Annotated in this window: 7 protein-coding genes; 3 read left to right on the top strand and 4 right to left on the bottom strand. The window is 72.5% G+C overall.

Going from position 1 to position 21366, the window contains the following annotated elements; genetic code table 11:
• The first annotated feature begins 64 nt into the window (after positions 1-64).
• The 3 genes from DMB42_RS43240 to DMB42_RS43230 are packed head-to-tail and all read left to right on the top strand — an operon-like array spanning position 65 to position 4376.
• Positions 65-691: a TetR/AcrR family transcriptional regulator gene (locus DMB42_RS43240; RefSeq protein ID WP_125645339.1), complete on the top strand. Its 627-nt coding sequence runs from the start codon at positions 65-67 to the stop codon at positions 689-691.
• On the top strand, positions 691-2427 hold the full coding sequence (locus tag DMB42_RS43235; protein WP_125645337.1) for an ABC transporter ATP-binding protein: 1737 nt from the start codon (positions 691-693) through the stop codon (positions 2425-2427). The genes DMB42_RS43240 and DMB42_RS43235 overlap by 1 nt, the downstream gene beginning before the upstream one ends.
• A complete protein-coding gene (locus DMB42_RS43230) occupies positions 2424-4376 on the top strand; it encodes an ABC transporter ATP-binding protein (RefSeq protein ID WP_125645335.1) in 1953 nt (650 codons plus the stop codon). Before DMB42_RS43235 ends, DMB42_RS43230 begins: the two co-directional genes overlap by 4 nt.
• 48 nt (positions 4377-4424) lie before the next feature.
• On the opposite strand, the gene DMB42_RS43225 is transcribed toward DMB42_RS43230, so the two are convergent.
• The 4 genes from DMB42_RS43225 to DMB42_RS43210 form a co-directional block, all read right to left on the bottom strand.
• Entirely contained in the window at positions 4425-13877 is a 9453-nt protein-coding gene (locus DMB42_RS43225) for a non-ribosomal peptide synthetase/type I polyketide synthase (protein WP_125645333.1), read from the bottom strand.
• The gene (locus tag DMB42_RS43220) at positions 13874-18601 is read right to left on the bottom strand and encodes a non-ribosomal peptide synthetase (RefSeq protein WP_125645331.1); all 4728 of its coding nucleotides are present in this window, start codon (positions 18599-18601) and stop codon (positions 13874-13876) included. The genes DMB42_RS43225 and DMB42_RS43220 overlap by 4 nt, the downstream gene beginning before the upstream one ends.
• 428 nt (positions 18602-19029) lie before the next feature.
• Entirely contained in the window at positions 19030-19593 is a 564-nt protein-coding gene (locus DMB42_RS43215) for a dihydrofolate reductase family protein (RefSeq protein WP_125645329.1), read from the bottom strand.
• A 224-nt stretch (positions 19594-19817) separates the two neighbouring features.
• On the bottom strand, positions 19818-21206 hold the full coding sequence (locus DMB42_RS43210; protein WP_125645327.1) for an APC family permease: 1389 nt from the start codon (positions 21204-21206) through the stop codon (positions 19818-19820).
• Positions 21207-21366 lie beyond the last annotated feature (160 nt).

Raw genomic sequence — 21366 nt, 5'->3', positions numbered from 1 at the left:
CGAAACGCATTCCCGACAAATAATGATTTGAACGAGCGAGTGCTCACTCATTACGCTCGTCCGCATGACAAGAAGGCGACGGGTGCCCGCCATGGCACCCGAAGACCGCCGTGCCGCCCTCATCGCGGCCACCATCCCCCTCCTCCGAGCGCACGGCACCGCCATCAGCACCCGCCAGATCGCCGAGGCCGCGGGCGTGGCCGAGGGCACGATCTTCGGCGTCTTCCCCGACAAGGCCACGCTGCTGCGCGCCGCCCTGATGAGCGCGTTCGACCCGGAACCGGCCGAGAAGGCGCTGGCCGCCATCGGCGGCACCACGTCCGAGCTGCGCGCCCGGCTGCGTGAGGCGGTGGGGCTGCTGCGGTCCGGCATGACCGCCAACGCCAACCTGTTCACCGCGCCCCGCGAGCTGATGACCGACGACGTCGAGTTCCGCGAGCGCATGATGGACAGCCGCGGCCGCATCACCGCCGCGCTCGCCGCCCTCGTCGAGCCCGACCGCGACCACCTGCGCCGCTCGCCCATGGCCGCGGCGCAACTGCTGCTCATGCTCGTCTCGGTGAGCGTCCACCGCGGTTTCGGCCTGTCCGACGACTTCGGCGACATGGACGACGAGGAGATCGTCTCCGTCCTGCTCGATGGGCTGCTGGTGCCGTCCTCCCTCACCCCCTCCACAGAAAGCGTCCGTTGATGCTGCTCCGTCTTCTGCGGGTCCAGCTCAGGCCGTACGGGAAGGAGATCACGCTCGTGGTCCTCTTCCAGTTCGTGCAGACACTGGCCACGCTCTATCTCCCCACACTGAACGCCGACATCATCGACGGAGGCGTGGTCACCGGCGACACCGGTTACATCATGCGCGTCGGGCTGGTGATGCTCGGCGTGACCCTCGTCCAGATCGTCTGCTCGATCGTGGCCGTCTACTACGGCGCCAGGACCTCGATGGCTCTCGGCCGCGACCTGCGGGCCGCGATCTTCCACCGGGTGCAGGGCTTCTCCGCCCAGGAGGTCAACCGGTTCGGGGCGCCGTCCCTGATCACCCGGACCACCAACGACGTGCAGCAGGTGCAGCTGCTCGTGCTGATGACGTTCACGATGATGGTGGCCGCGCCGATCATGTGCGTCGGCGGCATCGTGCTGGCGCTGCGCCAGGACACGGCGCTGTCGTCGCTGCTGCTCGTCGTGCTGCCGGTGATGATCGTCATCGTCGGCCTGATCGTCTGGCGCATGCGCCCGCTGTTCCGCACCATGCAGGAGCGCATCGACCGGATCAACCAGGTGCTGCGCGAGCAGATCACCGGCATCCGGGTCATCAGGGCGTTCGTCCGCGACCGGCACGAGCGCGAGCGCTTCGGCGAGGTCAACGACCGGCTCACCGACGTGTCGCTGCGGGTCGGGCGGCTGATGGCGCTGATGTTCCCGTCGGTCATGCTGGTGGTGAACGTCTCCAGCGTCGCCGTCGTCTGGTTCGGCGGCCACCGCATCGTCGACGGCGCCATGCAGGTCGGCGCGCTGACGGCGGTCATCTCCTACCTCATGCAGATCCTGATGTCGGTGATGATGGCCATGTTCATGTTCATGATGATCCCGCGCGCCGAGGTCTGCGCCGAGCGCATCGAGGACGTGCTCGGCACCGACCCGTCCGTCCGCCCGCCGGCGGAGCCCGTCACCCCCGACGGTCACCGGGGCGAGCTGGAGCTGCGGTCGGTCGGCTTCCGCTACCCGGGGGCCGAGGACCCGGTGTTGTCCGGCGTGAGCTTCGCCGCGCGGCCCGGACGTACCACGGCGATCATCGGCAGCACCGGCAGCGGCAAGACGACGCTGCTCAACCTCGTCCCGAGACTGTTCGACGCGACCGCCGGCGAGGTGCTGGTGGACGGCGTCGACGTACGCGCCCTCGACCCCGCGGCGCTGGCCCGGGCGGTCGGCCTGGTCCCGCAGTCGCCCTACCTGTTCTCCGGCACCGTGGCCTCCAACCTGCGCTACGGCCGCCCCGACGCCACCGACGAGGAGCTGTGGCAGGCCCTGGAGATCGCCCAGGCCCGCGAGTTCGTCGAGGCGATGCCCGGCGGCCTGGAGGAGCCGATCTCCCAGGGCGGCACGAACGTCTCCGGCGGCCAGCGCCAGCGCCTGGCCATCGCCAGGACCCTCGTGCACCGGCCCGAGATCTACCTGTTCGACGACTCCTTCTCCGCCCTCGACTACGCCACCGACGCCCGCCTGCGCGCCGCCCTGGCCGAGGAGATCACCGACGCCACGATCGTCATCGTCGCCCAGCGGGTGAACACGATCCGCGACGCCGACCTCATCCTCGTGCTCGACGAGGGCCGGGTGGTCGGCAGCGGCGACCACGCCGAGCTCATGGAGACCTGCCCGACGTACCGGGAGATCGTGCTGTCCCAGCTCACCGAACAGGAGGCGGCGGCATGACCACCCAGGCTCCCGCACGGCGGCCACAACCCGGCTTCGGGCCGGCCCGGATGATGGGCGGGCCCGCCGAGAAGGCGCTCGACTTCGGCGGCACGCTGCGCAGGCTGCTGCGCCTGCTGCGGCCCGAGCGCGCGCTGCTCGGCGTCGTCCTGGCGCTCGGCACGGTCAGCGTCGCGCTCACCGTCACCGGCCCCAAGATTCTCGGCCACGCCACCGACCTGATCTTCTCCGGCATCATCGGCGCCCGGCTGCCCGCCGGGATCACCAAGGCGCAGGCCGTGGCGGGCCTGCGCGCCAAGGGCCAGGACACCTTCGCCGACATGGTGGGCTCGATGAACGTGGTGCCCGGCCAGGGCATCGACTTCACCGCCCTCGCCCAGGTGCTGGGCTGGGTGCTGGCGATCTACGTCGTGGCGGCGCTGCTCGGCATTGCGCAGTTCCGGCTCACGGCGACCGTGGTGCAGCGGGCCGCGTCCCGGCTGCGCGAGCGGATCGAGGCCAAGCTGGCGCGGCTGCCGCTCAGCTACTTCGACGGCCAGCCGCGCGGCGAGATCCTCAGCCGCGCCACCAACGACACCGACAACATCGCCCAGAGCCTCCAGCAGACCATGAGCCAGCTCATCTCCTCGGTGCTGACGGTCGTGGGCGTGCTGGTCGTGATGTTCTGGATCTCGCCGGTCCTGGCGCTCATCGCCCTGGTCACGGTGCCGGTCTCGGTCTACGTCACCGCCGTCGTCGGCAAACGCTCGCAACCCCAGTTCATCAAGCAGTGGTCCTCCACGGGCAAGCTCAACGGCCACATCGAGGAGATGTACGGCGGCCACACCCTGGTCAAGGTCTTCGGCCGGCAGCAGGAGGCCGCCGCCACCTTCGAGGAGCACAACCAGGCCCTGTACGCCTCCAGCTTCCGCGCCCAGTTCATCTCCGGCATCATCCAGCCGGCGATGATGTTCATCGGCAACGTCAACTACGTGCTGGTCGCCGTGGTGGGCGGGCTCAAGGTGGCCTCGGGCTCGATCTCGCTGGGCGACGTGCAGGCGTTCATCCAGTACTCGCGGCAGTTCAGCCAGCCGCTGACCCAGGTGGCCGGCATGGCGAACCTGGTGCAGTCGGGCATCGCCTCGGCCGCGCGGGTCTTCGAGCTGCTGGAGGCCCCCGAGCAGTCGGCCGAGCCGGCCGAGCCCGCCAGGCCCGCCGAGCTGCGTGGCCGCGTCGCGTTCGAGGACGTCTCCTTCCGCTACGCCCCCGACCGGCCGCTGATCGAGAACCTGTCGCTGACCGTGGAGCCCGGCCAGACCGTGGCCATCGTCGGCCCCACGGGAGCGGGCAAGACGACCCTGGTCAACCTCGTCATGCGCTTCTACGAGGTGACCGGCGGCCGCATCACGCTCGACGGCGTCGACATCGCCGACATGTCCAGGGAGGAGCTGCGCGCCAACATCGGCATGGTGCTCCAGGACACCTGGCTGTTCGGCGGCACGATCGCCGAGAACATCGGCTACGGGGCCGAGGGCGCCACCCGCGAGCGCATCGAGGCCGCCGCCCAGGCCGCCCACGTGGACCGCATCGCGCATACGCTGCCCGACGGCTACGACACGGTGATCGACGAGGAAGGGGCCTCGGTCAGCGCGGGTGAGAAGCAGCTCATCACGATCGCCCGCGCGTTCCTGTCCGAGCCGGCGATCCTGATCCTGGACGAGGCCACCAGCTCGGTCGACACCCGTACCGAGGTGCTCATCCAGCGGGCCATGAGCTCGCTGCGCGAGGGCCGTACGAGCTTCGTGATCGCCCACCGCCTGTCCACGATCCGCGACGCCAGCCTGATCCTGGTCATGGAGGACGGCCGCATCGTGGAACAGGGCACCCACGAGAGCCTGCTGGCGCAGGACGGCGCGTACGCCCGCCTCTACTCGGCCCAGTTCACCCAGGCCGCGGTCGAGGTGGAATGACCGAGACGTCCCCCGGTACGGCGCCCGTACGCACCGGGGGACGGCGGGTCAGGCGACGAGGTGGCGGTCGGCGGCCTGCTGGATCTGGTCCTTGTCGGTGATCGCCACCGCGTCCGGGATCGCGTCCGGCAGGTCGTCCTCCAGGTACCGGACCGGCCGGTACCGGAAGGCGGCCAGGCCGATCAGCACGGTCACCGCGCCCGCCACCAGCGTGAGCAGGCCGATCCCCCTTCCCTGCGCGGCTCCGGCGATCGGGTCGAAGACGTGCTCGACCAGCGGCCCGGCCAGCAGGAAGCCGATCGGGACCATCGCCCAGCTCAGCATCAGGTTGGTGGCGATGACCCGGCCCTGGAGGTCGAGGCCGACCTTCTGCTGCACGATCGAGAACCAGTGCGCGTTCAGCAGCGCGGTCAGCAGGCCGACGAGGAACAGGCCGGTCGCCGGCAGCGCCGGGTGGGGCGCCAGGCCGATGATCGCGAAGGCGACGCCGAGGGCGATGAAGCAGCCCAGGATGCCGTTCGTCCGGCGGGCCAGGCCGCCGGTCACCGTCATGATCACGCTGCCGATCACGAGGCCGATGCCGGTCATCGACAACGCGATGCCGAGCCCGCGGGTGTCGGTGAGGCTCAGCAGCAGCGGCGTGGACAACACCTCGACCATGGCGAACGGGAAGTTCAGGAACGAGGTGAACAGGATGATCGCCAGCAGGCCGTGCCTGCGGGTGATGTAGCGCCAGCCGCCCGTCACCTCCCGCCAGAACGGCTCCTCCTGCTTCTTGAACAGCGCGTTCGGGAAGCGGACCGCCAGCGTCACGGTGACCGCGAAGAGGAACGAGGACAGGTCGATCACGATGATGCCGCGCAGCCCGATGGCGGCTATGAGCGCCCCGCCGAGCAGCGGCGCCAGTACGGTGCCCGCGGCCTGCCCGAGCTGGGCCATGCCGTTGGCCTTGCCGTAATACCGTTTGGGCACGAGCTGGGCCACCGCCGCCATGTACGCGGGCTGGTGGAAGGCCGTCGAGATCGAGCCGACCGCGACGATGACGTAGACGTGCCAGAGCTGGAGCGAGCCGGTCCAGAGCAGCGCGGCCAGGCAGGCGGACGAGCAGCCGGCCGCCGAGTCGGCGGCGATCATGACCACCCGGCGGTTCCAGCGGTCGGCGACCGTCCCGGCGATGGGCGCCAGCACCACGGCGGGCAGCAGCGCCATGACCGAGACGATGGCGAACATCGAGATGGACTGCGTCTGCTGGTATGCCCACAGGCCGAGGCCGAACGTGGTCAGCCCGGTCCCGATCAGCGACACGAGCTGGCCGAAGGCCACCAGGAAGAACGTCTTCAGGCTGGCCTGCTGGAAGCGCGGGGGCAGCGGCGCGGGCGGCCGTTCGTCCCCGCCGAGGATCTCGGCCAGCTCGGGCGCCTGGTGCTTCGCGAAGTAGTGCCCGGCCTTCGGGATGACCTCCAGCGACACCGAGTCGGAGAACGCCTCCCACTCGCGGAAGCGCTCCTCGTACAGCTCGGTGGCGCGGTCGTTCTCGCCGACCACGCACACCAGCGGCGCGGACAGCTTCTTGATGGGCTCCCGGTACAGCTCGGTGTAGTAGTCCTCACCCTCCTGGGTGTCGCGCAGGAAGACGCCCATGATGAAGTCGCGCTCGCGCGGGTCCAGGTCCTCGGTGAAGAAGCCCATGGCCCGCAGGAACTCCAGCGCCTGCCGCTTGGACGTCCACCGTTCCATGGGGAAGACCCGGCGGAACCAGGCGAAGGTCTTCCCGGGCAGGCGCGGCGCCGGGAAGTGGCCGCCGACGACCACCTTCACCAGGTCGACGCCCTCCTCCTCCAGCCTGCGCGCCAGCTCGACGGTGAGCGCGCCGCCCATGCAGTGCCCGTAGAGCAGCAGCGGGCCGCTTACCCGTTCCTTGATCTCCTTGACGCAGCCCTCGACCAGCTCGGTGAAGGACAGCGCGGGCTCGTCCGGGTTGCCGGTGTCGTGGCCGGGCGGCTCCAGCGCGAGCATCGTGATGTGCTCGGGCACCGCCGCGGCCAGCGGCTGGTACGTGATCGCCCCCGCCCCCGCGAACGGCACGCAGACCAGCGTCAGCGCGGCCGCGGGACGCGGCGGCGTCAGCTCGTGCAGCAGCCCGGAGTGCTGGGCCGACCCGTCGAGCGTGGCGAACGCCCGGATCGTCGGGTTCTTGAACAGGTCCAGCACGGTCGCCGGGATCCCGGAGTCGCGTACGGCGCGCACGGCCTTGAAGGAGTCGCCGCCGAGCGCGAAGAAGTCGTCGTCGATGCCGACGCCGCCCACGCCCAGGATGGACGACCACAACTCGGCCAGCCGTACCTCGGCCGGGGTGCGCGGGGCCGTGCCCTCGGTGCGCGTCTGCCCCACCGGCTCGGGCAGGGCCTTGCGGTCCACCTTGCCGTTGGGGGTCAGCGGCAGCGCGTCCAGCGGGGTGAACGACGACGGGATCATGTAGTCGGGCAGTTTGCGCCGCAGGTGCTCGCGCCAGTCGTGCTCGCCGTCGGCGACCAGGTAGGCGGCGATGCTCTTGTCCTCCTCGGCGCCGCGTACCACCACGGCGGCCGAGCGGACCGCCGGATGCGCGAGCAGGAGCGTCTCGATCTCGCCCAGCTCGATGCGGTAGCCGCGGACCTTGACCTGCCCGTCGGCCCGGCCCAGGAACTCGATCGTGCCGTCGCCCCGGCGCCTGGCCAGGTCGCCGGTCCGGTAGAGGCGGCTCCCGTCCTGCCAGGTGACGAAACGCTCGGCCGTCAGCTCCGGCTGCCCGAGGTAGTCGCGGGCCAGGCCCGCCCCGCCGATGTACAGCTCGCCGACCACGCCGGTCGGCACGAGCTGCGACGCGGCGTCGAGCAGCAGGACGCGGGTGTTGGCGATCGGGTGCCCGATCGTGATCGGCCCGTCGCCGACCCTGGTGAGCGTGGACCAGATCGTGGTCTCGGTGGGCCCGTACATGTTCCACAACTCCGGCACCCGGCCGCGCAGGTCGGCGGCCAGGTCGGCGGGAAGCGCCTCGCCGCCGCACAGGGCCTTGAGGTCGGCCTTGCCCGCCCAGCCCGCCGACAGCAGCAGCCGCCAGGTCGCCGGGGTGGCCTGCATGACGGTGGCCTCCTCCAGCAGGGCCGCCAGCCGCAGCGGGTCGTAGGCGGACTCGCGGCCGGCGATCACCACGCGGGCGCCGACGGTGAGCGGCAGGAACAGCTCCAGCACCGAGATGTCGAAGGCGAACGTGGTGACGGCCACCAGCGTGTCCCGGCCGGTCAGGCCGGGTTCGCGGCTCATCGAGTCCAGGAAGTTGACCACCGAGGAGTGCTGGACGCGCACGCCCTTCGGCCGCCCGGTCGAGCCGGAGGTGTACAGGACGTAGCAGGGGTTGCCGCGCCGGGCGAGCGCGGGCGGCCGGGCCGAGCTCTCGCCCGGGAAGCCGTCGTCGGCCGTCAGGACCTGCCCCTGGTAGCCGGTGTAGCGCCCGGCCAGCTCACGTTCGGTGACCAGGACGCCGATGCCGGAGTGGTCGAGGATGTAGTCCTGGCGGTCCTGGGGGTACATCGGGTCGAGCGGCACGTACGCGCCGCCCGCCTTCAGCACGCCGAGCAGCGTGACCAGCATCGTGGCCGACCGCTCCATCGCCACGCCCACCAGCGTCTCGGGACCGACGCCGGCCGCCCGCAGCCGGTGCGCGACCCGGTTGGCCCGCTCCTCCAGCTCCCGGTACGTCAGCGACTCGCCCTCGAAGGTGACCGCCACCGCGCCGGGCGTCCGGTCGGCCTGGGCCTCCACCAGCTCGTGCACGCACCCGCCGGGCGCCGCGCCGTCCTGGCCGCCGAGCTGCTCGGCCAGCTCCTCGCCGGTGAGGAAGGCCAGGCCGGACAGCCGGGCCGCGGGGTCCTCGACGATCGCGCCGAGCAGCAGCTCGTAGTGCCGCAGCAGCCGCCGCGCGGTGTCCTCGTCGTAGAGCGCGGTGTTGTACTCCAGCCGGCACAGCAGCTCGTCGTCCTGGTCGTAGACCTGGAGCGCCAGGTCCACCTGGGCGGCGCCGGTCTCCACCGACCGCTCGGCCACGGTCAGGCCGTTCATGCCCAGGTCGCTCTTGGGCAGGTTGAGCAGGTTGAACAGCACCTGGAAGAGCGGGTTGCGGGACAGGTCCCTGGGCGGGTTCAGCTCCTCCACCAGCCGTTCGAACGGCACACCCTGGTGGGCGTACGCCCCGAGCGCGTACTCGCGGACCTGCGCCAGCAGGTCGGTGTACGCCAGGTCGCCGTCGAGCCGGGCCCGCATCACCAGCGTGTTGATGAAGCACCCGGCGACGCCCTCGAACTCCGGACGCGTGCGCCCGGCCACCGGCGAGCCGACGCAGACGTCCTCCTGGCCGCTGTAGCGGTACAGCAGCGTGTGGAGCGCGGCCAGCAGGGTCATGTAGAGCGTGGCGCCGCGTTCCTGGCTCAGCTTCCGCAGCCCCTTGGCCAGCTCCGCGGGCAGCACGTGCGCGGCGACCGCGCCCTCGAAGGTCTGCATCGGCGGACGCGGCCGGTCGGTCGGCAGGTCCAGGCTGTGCGGGGCGCCGCGCAGCCGTTCGGTCCAGAAGCGGAGGTCGATGGCCTGCTCGCGCTGCCAGCGGGCGTAGGCGCGGTAGCCGTACGGGGGTTCGGGCAGGCTCTCGCCGTTGTAGAGCGCGGCCAGCTCGCTCTGGAGCATGGTGATCGTCCAGCCGTCCACGACGATGTGGTGGAAGGCCAGCGACAACACGTGGCGATCGGGGGCCAGGCGCAGCAGCCGGGCCCGGAACAGCGGGCCGTGCTCCAGGTCGAACGGCCCGGTCGCGTCCTCGGTCAGGGCGCGTTCCAGGTCGTCGCAGTCCTCGACCGGCAGCGGCGGCTCGCCGGGGGGCAGCACGACCTGCACCGGCTCGCCGTCCAGGTCGCGGAAGACGGTCCGCAGGGCCTCGTGCCGCCGTACCAGCTCGCGCAGCGCGCCGTGCAGCTTCTCCACGTCCAGGTCGCCGCCCAGGTCGAGCGCGGTGGCCACGGCGTAGGCGGCCGAGCCGTGCACCTGGTCGATGAACCACATGCGCCGCTGGATGAACGACACCGGCGCCGGTCCCGGCTCCTCGGCGGCCAGGATCACCTCGGGCTCGTCCGCCGGGGCCACCAGCGTCCGCTGCCCGCCCAGGGTGGGGTGCTCGAAGATCGCCTCGATGGGCAGGCCGAGCCGGGAGGCGAGCTGGGTGGCCACGAGCGAGTCGCCGCCCAGCTCGAAGAAGTCGTCCCGCGGGCCGGTGGGCGTGATGCCGAGCACGTCGCGCCAGGCGGCGGCGACCGGGTCGAGCCCGTCGGCGGCCACCGCGACAGGCGTCGCGGTCAGCTCGTGGCGGCGGGCGCGCGGCCCGATCCAGTGACTGCGCCGCTCGAACGGGTACGCCGGCAGCGGCACCCGCCGGCCCGGCGGCGCGAACGCCGTCCAGTCGACGTCCGCGCCGGTCACCCAGAGGCGACCGACGCCCTCCAGCAGGGTGGCCGGGCCGCCCTCGGGCTCGGCGAGCATCGCGACCGCCTGCCCGCCCTGGCGGCGGACCAGCGTGCTCAGCGTGCGGCCGGGGCCGGCCTCCGCCACCGCCGCGCCGGCCGTCACCAGGGCGTGCGCGCAGTCGGCGAACCGGACGGTCTCCCGCAGGTGGCGCACCCAGTAGCCGGGGTCGGCGGTCTCGGCGCCGGTCACCCAGCCGCCGGTGACGTTCGACAGGTACGGCACCTCGGGCACGCCCAGCCGCACCGAGGCGACCTCGGCGGCGAACGCGTCGAGCACCGGGTCCAGCATCGCGGAGTGGAAGGCGTGCGAGGTGCGCAGCGGACGGCAGGCGACGCCCCGCTCGGCCAGCCGCCGTTCCAGACCGGCGACGGCCTCGTCCGGACCGGCCACGACGCACGTCTCGGGGGTGTTGACCGCGGCCAGCGACAGCTCGTCGCCGAGCAGGCCGAGCACCTCGGCCTCGGGCAGCGGCACGGCCAGCATCGAGCCGGGCGGCAGGCCCTGGACCAGGCGGCCGCGGGCGGCGACCAGACGCAGGGCGTCCTCCAGGGTGAGGACGCCGGACAGGCAGGCGGCGACGTACTCGCCGATGCTGTGCCCGGCCATCATCGACGGGCGCAGGCCGCGTCCGATGAGGGTGCGGGCGAGGGCGTACTCGGTGACGAACAGCGCGGGCTGGGTGAGCCAGGTCTGGTCGAGGTCGGCGGCCTCGCCGTACAGGGCGTCGCGCAGGTCGAGGCCGAGGAGCGGCTCCAGGACCGCGGCGCCGGTGTCCACGACGTCGCGGAAGACGTTCTCGGAACGGTACAGGCCCGCCCCCATGCCGCGGCGCTGCGCGCCCTGGCCGGGGAAGACGAAGGCGATCTCGCGCGGGCGGGCCTCACCGGTGATCAGCTCGGCGTCGAGGGCCGCGCGGTGGTCCTCGGCGACCAGCGCGCCGCGGTGCCGCAGCGCGCGGCGGCCGTGCCGCAGCGTGCCGGCGACGTCGCCCAGCTCCAGGTCCGGACGCGCGCGAAGGTGGTCGCGGAGCCGGGTGGCCGACTCGGCCAGCGCCGGCTCGGACGCGGCCGACAGGACGAGCAGGTGCGGCCCCTCCACCGCGGCCGGTACGGCGGCCGGTACGGGCGCCTCCTCCAGCACGACGTGGGCGTTCGTGCCGCCCATGCCGAAGGCGCTGACGCCCGCCCGGCGCGGCGTCTCGCCCACCGGCCACTCGGCGCTGCCGGTCGGCACGTAGAACGGGCTGAAGTCGATGCGCGGGTTGGGCGTGCCGAAGTTGACCGTGGGCGGCAGCGTGCGGTGCTTGAGCGCCATCACGGTCTTGATCAGCCCGGCCATGCCGGCGGCCGCGTCGGCGTGGCCGATGTTGGACTTGACCGAGCCCAGCGCGATCGGCCGGTCGCCGGTGAAGACCTGCGACAGCGCCGCGACCTCGATGGGGTCGCCGAGCGCGGTGCCCGTGCCGTGCGCCTCGACGTAGCCGATCGTGTCCGGCTCGACGCCGGCCGCGGCCAGCGCCGCGGTGATGACCTCGGCCTGACCGTCCACGGCCGGGGCGGTGTAGCCGACCTTCCTGGTGCCGTCGTTGTTGACCGCCGAGCCGCGGACGACGGCGTGGATCGTGTCGCCCGCCGCGATCGCGTCCTCCAGCCGCTTGAGCACGACGACGCCCACGCCGCTGGCCCCGATCGTGCCCTGGGCGTCGGCGTCGAAGGGCCGGCAGTGGCCGTCCGGCGAGCCGATGCCGCCGCTCTGGTACACGTAGCCGCGGCGGGTCCAGGCGTTGACCCGTACGCCGCCGGCCAGCGCCATGTCGCAGTCGCCGGCCAGCAGGCTCTGCCTGGCCAGGTGCAGCGCGACCAGCGAGGTGGAGCAGGCGCTGTTGACGCTGACGCTCGGCCCGCGCAGGTCCAGCTTGTACGAGGTCCGCGTGGGCAGCGAGTCCTTGTCGTTGGCCAGCATGACCTGGTACTCGCCCACGGCCTTGAGCACGTCGGGCGCGGCCAGCAGGTTCTCGATGAAGTAGCTGCTCATCGCCGAGCCGGCGAAGACGCCGATGTGGCCGGGATGGCGGGCGGGGTCGCAGCCCGCGTCCTCCAGCGCCTCCCAGGCGGTCTCCAGGAACAGGCGCTGCTGCGGGTCGAGGATCTCGGCCTCGCGCGGGGTGAACTCGAACAGCGTGGCGTCGAACAGGTCGATGCCGTCCAGCACCGTGCCCGACCTGACGTAGGCCGGGTCGGCCAGCCGTTCGGGGTCCTCGCCGTCGGCGAGCAGCTCCTCGTCGGTGAAGTCCCGTACGGCCTCGACGCCGTCGCGGATCGCCGCCCAGAATTCCTCGGGGCCGTTCGCGCCGGGGAAACGGCAGGCCATGCCGACGACGGCGAGCGCGCCCCCCGCGGTCGCCGTGGCGGCGGGAGCCGCCGGGGCCGCCGGGGCCGGGTCGCCGGGGGACAGGAAGGCCGCCAGCGAGGTGATCGTCGGGTACCTGAACAGGTCGGTGACCGTCAGGGCGAACCGCTTGCGCAGCCGTTCGTGCACCTGCAACACCAGCAGCGAGTGGCCGCCGACCTCGAAGAAGTTGTCGTCGGGGCCGAAGTCGCCGGTGCGCAGCGCCTCGCGCCAGGCCCGGGTGACGAGCTGGACGACCTGGTGGCGCGGCAGGGCGTCAGCGGTCTCGTCGCTTGCCGCCGCCGCGCCCATCGCCGTGGCCAGCACCTGACGCAGGTCGGCCACGAGGGCGCGGACCGTTCCCGGCCGGTACAGGTCGGTGTTGTACTCGACGAGCCCGTCCAGCGTCTCGCGGACGCCCACGGTCAGGTCGAACTTGGCCGTGCGCTCGGGGATCTCCACCGGCGTGACCGTCAGCCCGGCCAGCTCCAGCTCCGCCGTGGCCTCGGGCAACATGTTGAACATCGTCTGGAACACCGGGCTGCGGTCCAGGCGGCGTTCGGGGTTGAGCTCCTCCACCAGCTTCTCGAACGGCATCGCCTGGTGGTCGTGGGCGTCGAGCACCGCCTCCCTGACCCGCTCGACGACCTCGGCGAACGACGGCCCGCCCGACAGGTCGGCGCGTACGGCCAGAGTGTTGGTGAAGAACCCGATCAGGCCCTCGTACTCGACCTGGTCGCGGTTGGCGATGGGCGTGCCGACGACCAGGTCGTCCTGGCCGGAACGCCGGGCCAGCACCATCAGGTAGGCCGCGAACAGCACCATGTACGGCGTCGCCCCGAGGTCCCGGCAGTACGCCGCGAACTCCTCGCGCGGCAGGTCGAGCGAGAACGGCAGCTCGGCCCCCGCGTACGTCTGGACGTCCGGCCGCGGCAGGTCCGGCGGCAGCTCGGTGACCGGCGGCGCGCCCGCCAGCGTCCCCCGCCAGTACTCCAGGTCCTCGCCGTGGTCCCGGTCGCGCTGCTCGATCGCGTAGTCCGGGTACTGCCGGGGCAGCGGCGGCGGCTCGTGGCCCGCGTACAGGTCGCTCAGCTCGCGGCGCAGCACGTCGAGGGACCAGGCGTCGGCCACGATGTGGTGCAGGGTCAGGTGCAGGACGTGCCGGTCGTCGTCCTCGCGCTCCAGGTGGGCGCGCAGGAGCGGGCCGGCGGTCAGGTCCATCGGCGCGTCGTCGGGCGGGTCGGCCAGGGGGATCGTCAGCGTGTCCGCCACGACCTGGTACGGGCCGTCCTCGTCCATGGCGAACGTGGTGCGCAGGCTCTCGTGCCGGGCGACCAGGGCGTTCAGCGCCCGGTGCAGCGTCTCGCGGTCGAGCGGGCCCTCGACGCGGAAGGCGAGCGGGATCAGGTAGTGCGCGGCCCCGGGCGCCATCCTGTCCAGGTACCAGGCGCGGAGCTGGGTGAAGGACATCGGCAGCCGCGCCGGCCTGGGCCGCCCGGCCGCCTGCTGCTGCTTCTTCTTGCGTAACGCTTCCAGGAGCTGGCGCTGCTGGGCTGACAGGCTCATTGATCACCTTCCATCGAACGCAGCAGGGCCTCGGCCTCTTCGTCGGAGTACGCGGCCACCATCAGATAAAGCTCGGCGGCCGTCTCCACGTCGGGCGAGGCCAGCTCGGCGGCCAGCTCGGCGACGGTCGGGCGGGCGAAGAGCGTGCGCAGCGGCACCCGTACGTCCAGGGCCTCGCGCAGCCGGGAGGCGATCCGGGTGGCGTTGAGCGAGTTGCCGCCCAGGTCGAACAGGTTGTCGTGGCGTCCGACCTCTCCACCCAGCACCTCCTGCCAGACGGCGGCGACGGCCTGCTCCACCGGCGTGGCCGGGACCGCCGTGACGGCCCGCGCGACCCGGCCGGGCTCGGGCAGGGCCTGGCGGTCCACCTTGCCCGACGGGTTGACCGGCAGGGCGGCCAGCGGCACGTACGCGCTCGGCACCATGTACTCGGGCAGCCGCTCGGCCAGGTACGGCCGCAGCTCGGGCGTGCCGTCGGCGACCACGTACGCCACCAGGGCGCCGTCCCTGACCATGACGAACGCCTCGCGTACGGCCGGATGCCCGGTCAGCACCGCGGCGATCTCGCCCGGCTCGACCCGGTAGCCGCGGATCTTGACCTGGTCGTCGGCGCGGCCCAGGAACTCGATGTCCCCGGCGGCGTCGCGGCGGGCCAGGTCGCCGGTCCGGTAGAGCCGGCGGCCGTCCCGCCAGGTGATGAAACGTTCCCGCGTCAGGTCAGGCCGGCCGTGGTAGCCCCTGGCCAGGCAGGCGCCGCCGAGGTGCAGCTCGCCCGGCACGCCGTCGGGCACCTCGTGGCCCAGCCGGTTCAGGATCGGCGTCTGGACGCCCGGCACGGGCCGGCCGATCGGCGGCAGCCTGGGCCAGTCCCGCGGCGGGCCGGTGAGCGTGTGGGCGATGTCGATGATCGCGCCCTCGGTCGGGCCGTACTGGTTGTGCAGCCGCATCCACGGCTTGACGAACCGTTCGAGCTGCGGGGTGACCTGGAGCTGCTCGCCCGCGGTGATCACCTCGCGGAGCGTCTCGGGCGGCTCGATCCCGGCGCCGGCCAAGGACTGCAGCGCCACGAACGGGAGGAAGATGCGTTCCACCCGGTTCGTGGCGATGTGGTCGAGCAGGGCGGCCGGGTCGCGCCGGACCTCGTCGCTGACCATGACCAGCGTCCCGCCGTACGCCCAGGTGCTGAAGATCTCCTGCACCGAGACGTCGAAGCCGAGCGCGGTGAACTGCAGGCTCCGGTACGCGCCGCCGTGCCAGGCCATCAGGTTGGCGACCGGGCGGTGGGTCATCTCCACGCCCTTGGGCTGTCCGGTCGAGCCCGAGGTGAACAGGACGTAGGCCAGGTCGTCGGGGGTGACACCGCTGTCGGGCCGGTGGTCCGGACGGCCGTCGAGGTCGGTGTCGACGTGCACGGGGTTGGGGTGCGGCAGGCTGCCGGCCAGCGCCCGGTGGGTCACCAGGACCGGGGTCTCGACCCGGCCGAGCACCTGGGTGAGGCGGCCCTCGGGGTAGGAGGGATCGAGCGGGACGTACGCGCCGCCCGACTTCAGGATGCCCAGCAGCGCCACGGGCAGGTCGAGCGAGCGCCGTACGTGCAGGGCGACCGGCACCTCCGGGCCCACACCCTGCTCGCGCAGCAGGTGGGCGAGCTGGTTGGCCCGCCGGTCGAGCTCGGCGTAGGTGAGCGAGGCGCCCTCGAACTCGACGGCGACCGCGTCCGGCGTCCGGTCCGCCTGCTGCTCGAAGAGCCCGTGCAGGCACCGGTCGGGGCCGCGGCCCGGCGGCTCGTGCCCGCGGGCGAGCAGCGCGGAGACCGGCGCGGCCGGGTCGGCCGCCACCTGCTCCAGGACGCGTACGTAATGGCCCAGCAGGCGCTCGGCGGTGGGCCGCTCGAACAGGTCGGCGGCGAACTCCAGGCTCATCTCCCGGCCCTCGGCGTAGAGCACCAGGCCGGCCTTGGCGCCGCCGTTCTCCACCTCCTCCAGCAGGCGGAAGGTGACCCCGTCGCCGCGCCGGGCGTCCGGCGGGTCCTGCATCGCGAACATCACGTCGAACGGCGGCCGCCCGTCGGGGCACAGCTCCCTGACGATCTCCTCCAGCGGCACGTCCGTGGGCGTGGCCAGGACCGCCGCCCGCACCTGCGCGAGCAGGCTCTCGAACGACGGGTCGCCCGCCAGCCCGGTCCTGATCGGCAGCGTCTCGACGAAGAAGCCGATCAGGGCGTCGGCGCCGGGCGCCTCCCGGCCGGCGAACGGCACGCCGGTGACCAGGTCGTCCTGGCCGCTGTAGCGGTGCAGCAGCGCCTGGAAGGCCGCGAACAGCACCATGAACGGGCTGGCCTGGGCCCGCCGGCCCAGCGACTCCAGCTCGGCGAGCAGCCCGTCCGGCAGCGTCGCCCGCACCCGGGCACCGCGGCGCAGCGGCTGCGCCGATCCCGGGCCGTCGCCGGGCAGCGCCAGCCGCTCCGGCGGCGACTCCAGCATCTTGCGCCAGTACGGCAGCCCGTCGCCCGCCGGCCCCCGCCGGTACGGCCCGGCCGGCTCGGGCAGGCTCTCGCCCGCGTAGAGCCGCGCCAGCTCGTCCAGGAAGACGCCCGCCGACCAGCCGTCGAAGGCGATGTGGTGCACGGTCACCAGCAGCCGGTGCCGGTCGCCGCCCAGCCGCAGCAGCAGCGCCCGCACCATGGGACCGTTCCGGAGGTCGAACGGGTCGCGGGCGGCGTGCCGGGGCACCGCGCCCGCGCCGCGCGGGGTGGCGTCCATGACCTTCAGGGCGACCGGCGCGGCCGGCTCGACCACGGGCACCGGCTCGCCGTCGTGCTCCTCGTAGCGGGTGCGCAGCGGCGGGTGGCGGCGCACGATCTCGTTGATCGCCTGCTCCAGCCGTCCGGCGTCGAGGGGGCCGTCCAGGGCGAACAGGATGGGCACGTTGTACTGCGAGCCGCCGGGCGCCATCTGGTCGATGAACCACAGGCGGCGCTGGGCGGGCGTGACGCCGTCGGCGGCTCCCGCGGCGGCTCCCGCGGCGGCTGGCGCTGCCGTCGCCTGCGGCAGGGCGTCGATCGCGCGGGCCAGCGCGGCGAGCGTGGGGTGCTCGAACAACATCCGGGGCTCGACCGGCCGGCCGAAACGCTCACAGGCGCGGGCGGCGACGCGCATGGCCAGCAGCGACTGGCCGCCGAGCGCCAGGAAGTCGTCGTCGGCGCCGATCGGCCCGGCGCCGAGGACGTCCTGCCAGATCCCGGCCAGCGCCGACTCGGTGGGCGTGCCGGGCGGCGTGATCGCGCGGGGCCGCCGGACCGGGTCGGGCAGCGCGGCCCGGTCCACCTTGCCGTTGACGGTCAGCGGCAGCTCGTCCAGGAACACCCAGGCGGTGGGGATCATGTAGTCGGGCAGGAACCTGCGCAGGTGGGCGCGGACCTCCTGCTCGGCGGCCGGGCCCACGACGTAGGCGACCAGGTCGCCGCCGCGCACGGCGGTGGTGGCGGCCCGTACGCGGGGGTGGCCGCCGAGCACGGTCTCGATCTCGCCCAGTTCGACCCGGTTGCCGCGGATCTTGACCTGATCGTCGAGCCGTCCCAGGAACTCGTAGTCGCCGGCGGCGTCGCGGCGGGCCAGGTCGCCGGTCCGGTAGAGCAGCCGCCCCTCGCCGTCGCGGACGAAGCGCTCGGCCGTCAGGTCCGGCCGGTCGAGATAGCCCAGGCCGACGCACACGCCGCCGAGGTACATCTCGCCCTCCTCGACCGGCCGCAGCTCCTCGTCCAGCAGGTGGACGGTGACGCCGGGCAGCGGCCTGCCGAGCGCGGGCGGACGGGTCCGGCCGTCGTGGACGGGCACCTCGCCGGCGATCGTGTTGACCGCGCACTCGGCCGGGCCGTACAGGTTGACCAGCCGGAACGGCAGCTCGGGGCGCGGGTAGAGGGTCAGCCGGTCGCCGCCGGTGCTCAGCGTCGCAAGGCCGGTCCCCTCCGGCCAGGACAGGCCGAGCAGGCCCTCGGCGATGGGGGTGGGCGCGTAGCAGGTGGTCAGCTCCTGCTCCACGATCCAGTCGCGCAGCGCGGGCAGGGACAGCCGGGTGCGCTCGTCGGGGATCACCATCGTGGTGCCCCCGGTCAGGTACATCCAGGTCTCCCAGACCGACGGGTCGAAGTTCGGGCTGGTGAGCAGCGGGGCCCGGCCGTCCCGCCCGAAGGTCTCGTGCGACCAGGCGATCAGGTTGGACAGCGCGCGGTGGGGGACGAGCACGCCCTTGGGGGTCCCGGTCGAGCCGGAGGTGTGGATGACGTACGCCAGGTCGTCCGGGCCGGGCGCGGGCGTGGGCGGCGGCCCGTCGGCGGCGTCGAGTGTGTCGATCACCGGGACGCCGTCGGGCACCAGGTCGCGCCACTCCGGCGCGGTCACCACGGCGGCGGCTCCCGCCAGCATCGCGCGGACCCGCTCGGCGGGCGTGGCCGGATCGATCGGCGCGAACGCGAGACCCGCCTTCATGACGCCGAGCTGGCCCGCGACCTGTCTGATCGACCGGCCCGCCAGCACGGCCACCCAGCGCCGCCCGGCCAGGGCGGACGCGGCCAGCGGCCCGGCCACGCCGTTCGCCAGGCGGTCCAGCTCGCCGTACGTGAGGTGTTCTTGACCAGCCGAAACAGCGGCCCTTTCTGGGGTCGCGAGCAGCCGCTCTTGGTAAAGGTGCAGAACAGATGCCGAGGGGGTTGCATCTGACGTCATTGTCGCGCCTGCCGATTGTTGAGTTTTTTGGGACCTTTTGGGCACGCCGCCGAACAGGATGACCCCGTCGCCAGACGGGTGTCAACCCTCGGGTGAATCCCGTATTCGGCCGGCGTCCCGGGCCGCCGTACCGCGTCGGGGGTGCCTCGCGGGTCCGCCGACGGCCGCTCCCCGACGGGCCGCGGAGCGCGGGATCGCCCGTACCGCCGGGCGATCGGTCCGGCCGCCGCCCTCCCTCGGCGTGCTCCGGCGTACGCCGGTGGCCTTTCTTTCCCGTATCGCCATCACGCGGGTTGACCGGCTGGACTTTCTCCAGGTCAATGCCCTTCCGACCAAAAAACGCGCCACCCGTACGGCCATTCTCCGGCCGCTTCGGGAAGCGCGTTCTTCGTTCGCCCAGGGATTTACCGGCGGGCCCGTGAAGTCCGTCAGGAACGCTCCGGCTCGTAGTGCAGGCCCACCACACCGCAGTCGAACGGGCGCGCGGCGACCAGGCGCAGCCGCTGGTAACCCGGGCCGGTCGGGAACAGCGGCAGCCCGGCCCCGATCGCGACCGGGTTGACGAACAGGTGCAGCTCGTCGATCAGCCCGTGGGAGATCAGCTCGCGGCCGATCGAGGCGCCGCCGGCGACCATCACGTCGCCGCCGGGCTTCGCCTTCAGCTCGTCGATCGTCTCGGCCGGGTCGCCGCCGGCCACGACGGCGTTCTTCCAGGGCGACTCGGTGAGGCTGCGGGAGATGACGACCTTCGGAGTGTTGATCATCTTGTCGATGCCCTCCTCCGTCTCGCCCTCGGGGCGGGACTCCCACGCCGGGATGAAGCCCTCGGCCAGCCGGCGGCCCAGCACGATGCAGTCGACCGGCTCCCACAGGGCCGCGACGTGGGCGTTGATGTCGTCGGTCCAGGGGAACGTCACCCAGTCCATCTCGCCGGCGGGGCCGCCCACGAAGCCGTCCGCGGTGATCTGGAGCTGGAGCTTGACCTTGCGCATCGATCTTTTCCTTCCGGTTCCGGTCTGTGTGTTCCCACTGTGCCGGAGCAGACTTACGGTCTTCTTCCGCCGGGCTTAAGGTCCCTCGGCGGCCCTCGGCAGGAACGATAACCGGCGGGAAATGCCCGGCGAATGAGCCCCGGAATGGGCGGCGGGTTCGCGAATGACGGGCCGCCGCCCCCGGAAAACCGCGAAAGGCCGGGCGGGAATGCCCATTACCTTGATCAGCTGCGCCGCCTGGCCGACAACCAGGTCGGCACCCACAGGATCGCGCCGACCACCAGCAGGATCCCGGCGATCTCGTACTGGCCGGCCGGACGCCCGGAGGACCACGGCAGCACCAGGTAGAGGCAGGTGACCGTGCCCACCACGGGGAGCACGCGGCCCGCGTTGAAGTGCCGGTCGGTCGTCACGTCCCGGCGCAGGACGAGGACGGCGACGTTGACGGCCGCGAAGACGGCGAGCAGGAGCAGCGAGGTCGTACCGCCCAGCAGCGCCACGACCGGGCTGTCGGGCACCAGCGAGACGAACGTGATGAGCCCGACCGCGATCAGGGTGGTGAACAGGATCGCCGCGTGCGGGGTGCGCCGGGTGGCGTGCACGGCCGACAGGAACGGCGGCAACACGCCCTGCTTGCTCATGCCGTACAGCAGCCTGCTGGCCATCAGCATGTTGATCAGCGCCGAGTTCGCGACGGCGAACATCGAGATGAACGGCAGCAGCGAGGCGATCGGCACGCCCGGCGCGGCGGTCTGCACCACCGTCACCAGAGGCGTCTCGCTCTCCGCGAGCTGCCCGACCGGGACCACGGCGACCGCGCAGATGGACACGAGCACGTAGATCAGCCCGGTGATGCCGAGGCCGGTGAACATCATGCGCGGGAAGATCCGGGTCGGGTCCTTGGTCTCCTCCGCCATGTTGACGGAGTCCTCGAAGCCGACCATGGCGAAGAAGGCCAGCGAGGTCGCGGCGCTGGCGGCCAGGAACACGCTCTTGTCGGAGGGGGTCTCGAAAGCGACGACGCGGGAGAAGTCGGCGTCGCCGCCGGCGATGAAGTACAGGCTGAGCACGATGACGAGCAGCAGCCCCGACAGCTCGACCGCGGTGAGCACGACGTTGAGCTTGACGCTCTCGCCCACGCCCCGCAGGTTGACGGCCAGGACCAGCAGCATGAATCCCACGGCGATCAGGAGGATGACGCCGTTGCCGGCGTCGAAGCCGAACCCGGTGGCCAGGTTGGCGGCGAACGCGCGAGAGGCCGCCGACGCCGAGGTGATGCCCGAGCACATCACCGCGAAGCACACCAGGAACGTCAGCGCCTGCTTGCCGAACGCCTTGTGCACGTAGAGGGCGGCGCCCGCGGCCTCCGGATACTTCGTGACCAGCTCCAGGTAGGAGCAGGCGGTGATCAGCGCGACGAGGAAGGCGATGGAGAAGGGCAGCCAGGCCGCGCCGCCCACCTCGCCCGCGACCTGGCCCGTCAGTGCGTAGATGCCGGTGCCGAGGATGTCGCCGACGATGAACAGCAGCAACAGGCCGGGGCCCATCACCCGCTTCAGGCTGGGCTGGCCGCTACCGGCCTCCGGTGGGCTGGGGGGACTGATCTGAGCCATGGGGGTGGTCCTTCTCGTCCGTGAGGATGATGGGATGCGTCCCGCGTGGGGGTGACGGCGAGCGCCGGCCGGCCGCCGTACGCCGCCGCGACCACGTGATCTCGACCGTCATCCTGACACTGTACGATCCCGGCTTGTCATCCGTGAACACGTCGTCACG

Origin of the sequence: Nonomuraea sp. WAC 01424 (assembly GCF_003947315.1) — a bacterium.
GTDB lineage: Bacteria > Actinomycetota > Actinomycetes > Streptosporangiales > Streptosporangiaceae > Nonomuraea > Nonomuraea spiralis.
The sequence above is the reverse complement of the archived record's forward strand: the minus strand, read 5'-3'. Positions and strand labels throughout refer to the sequence as shown.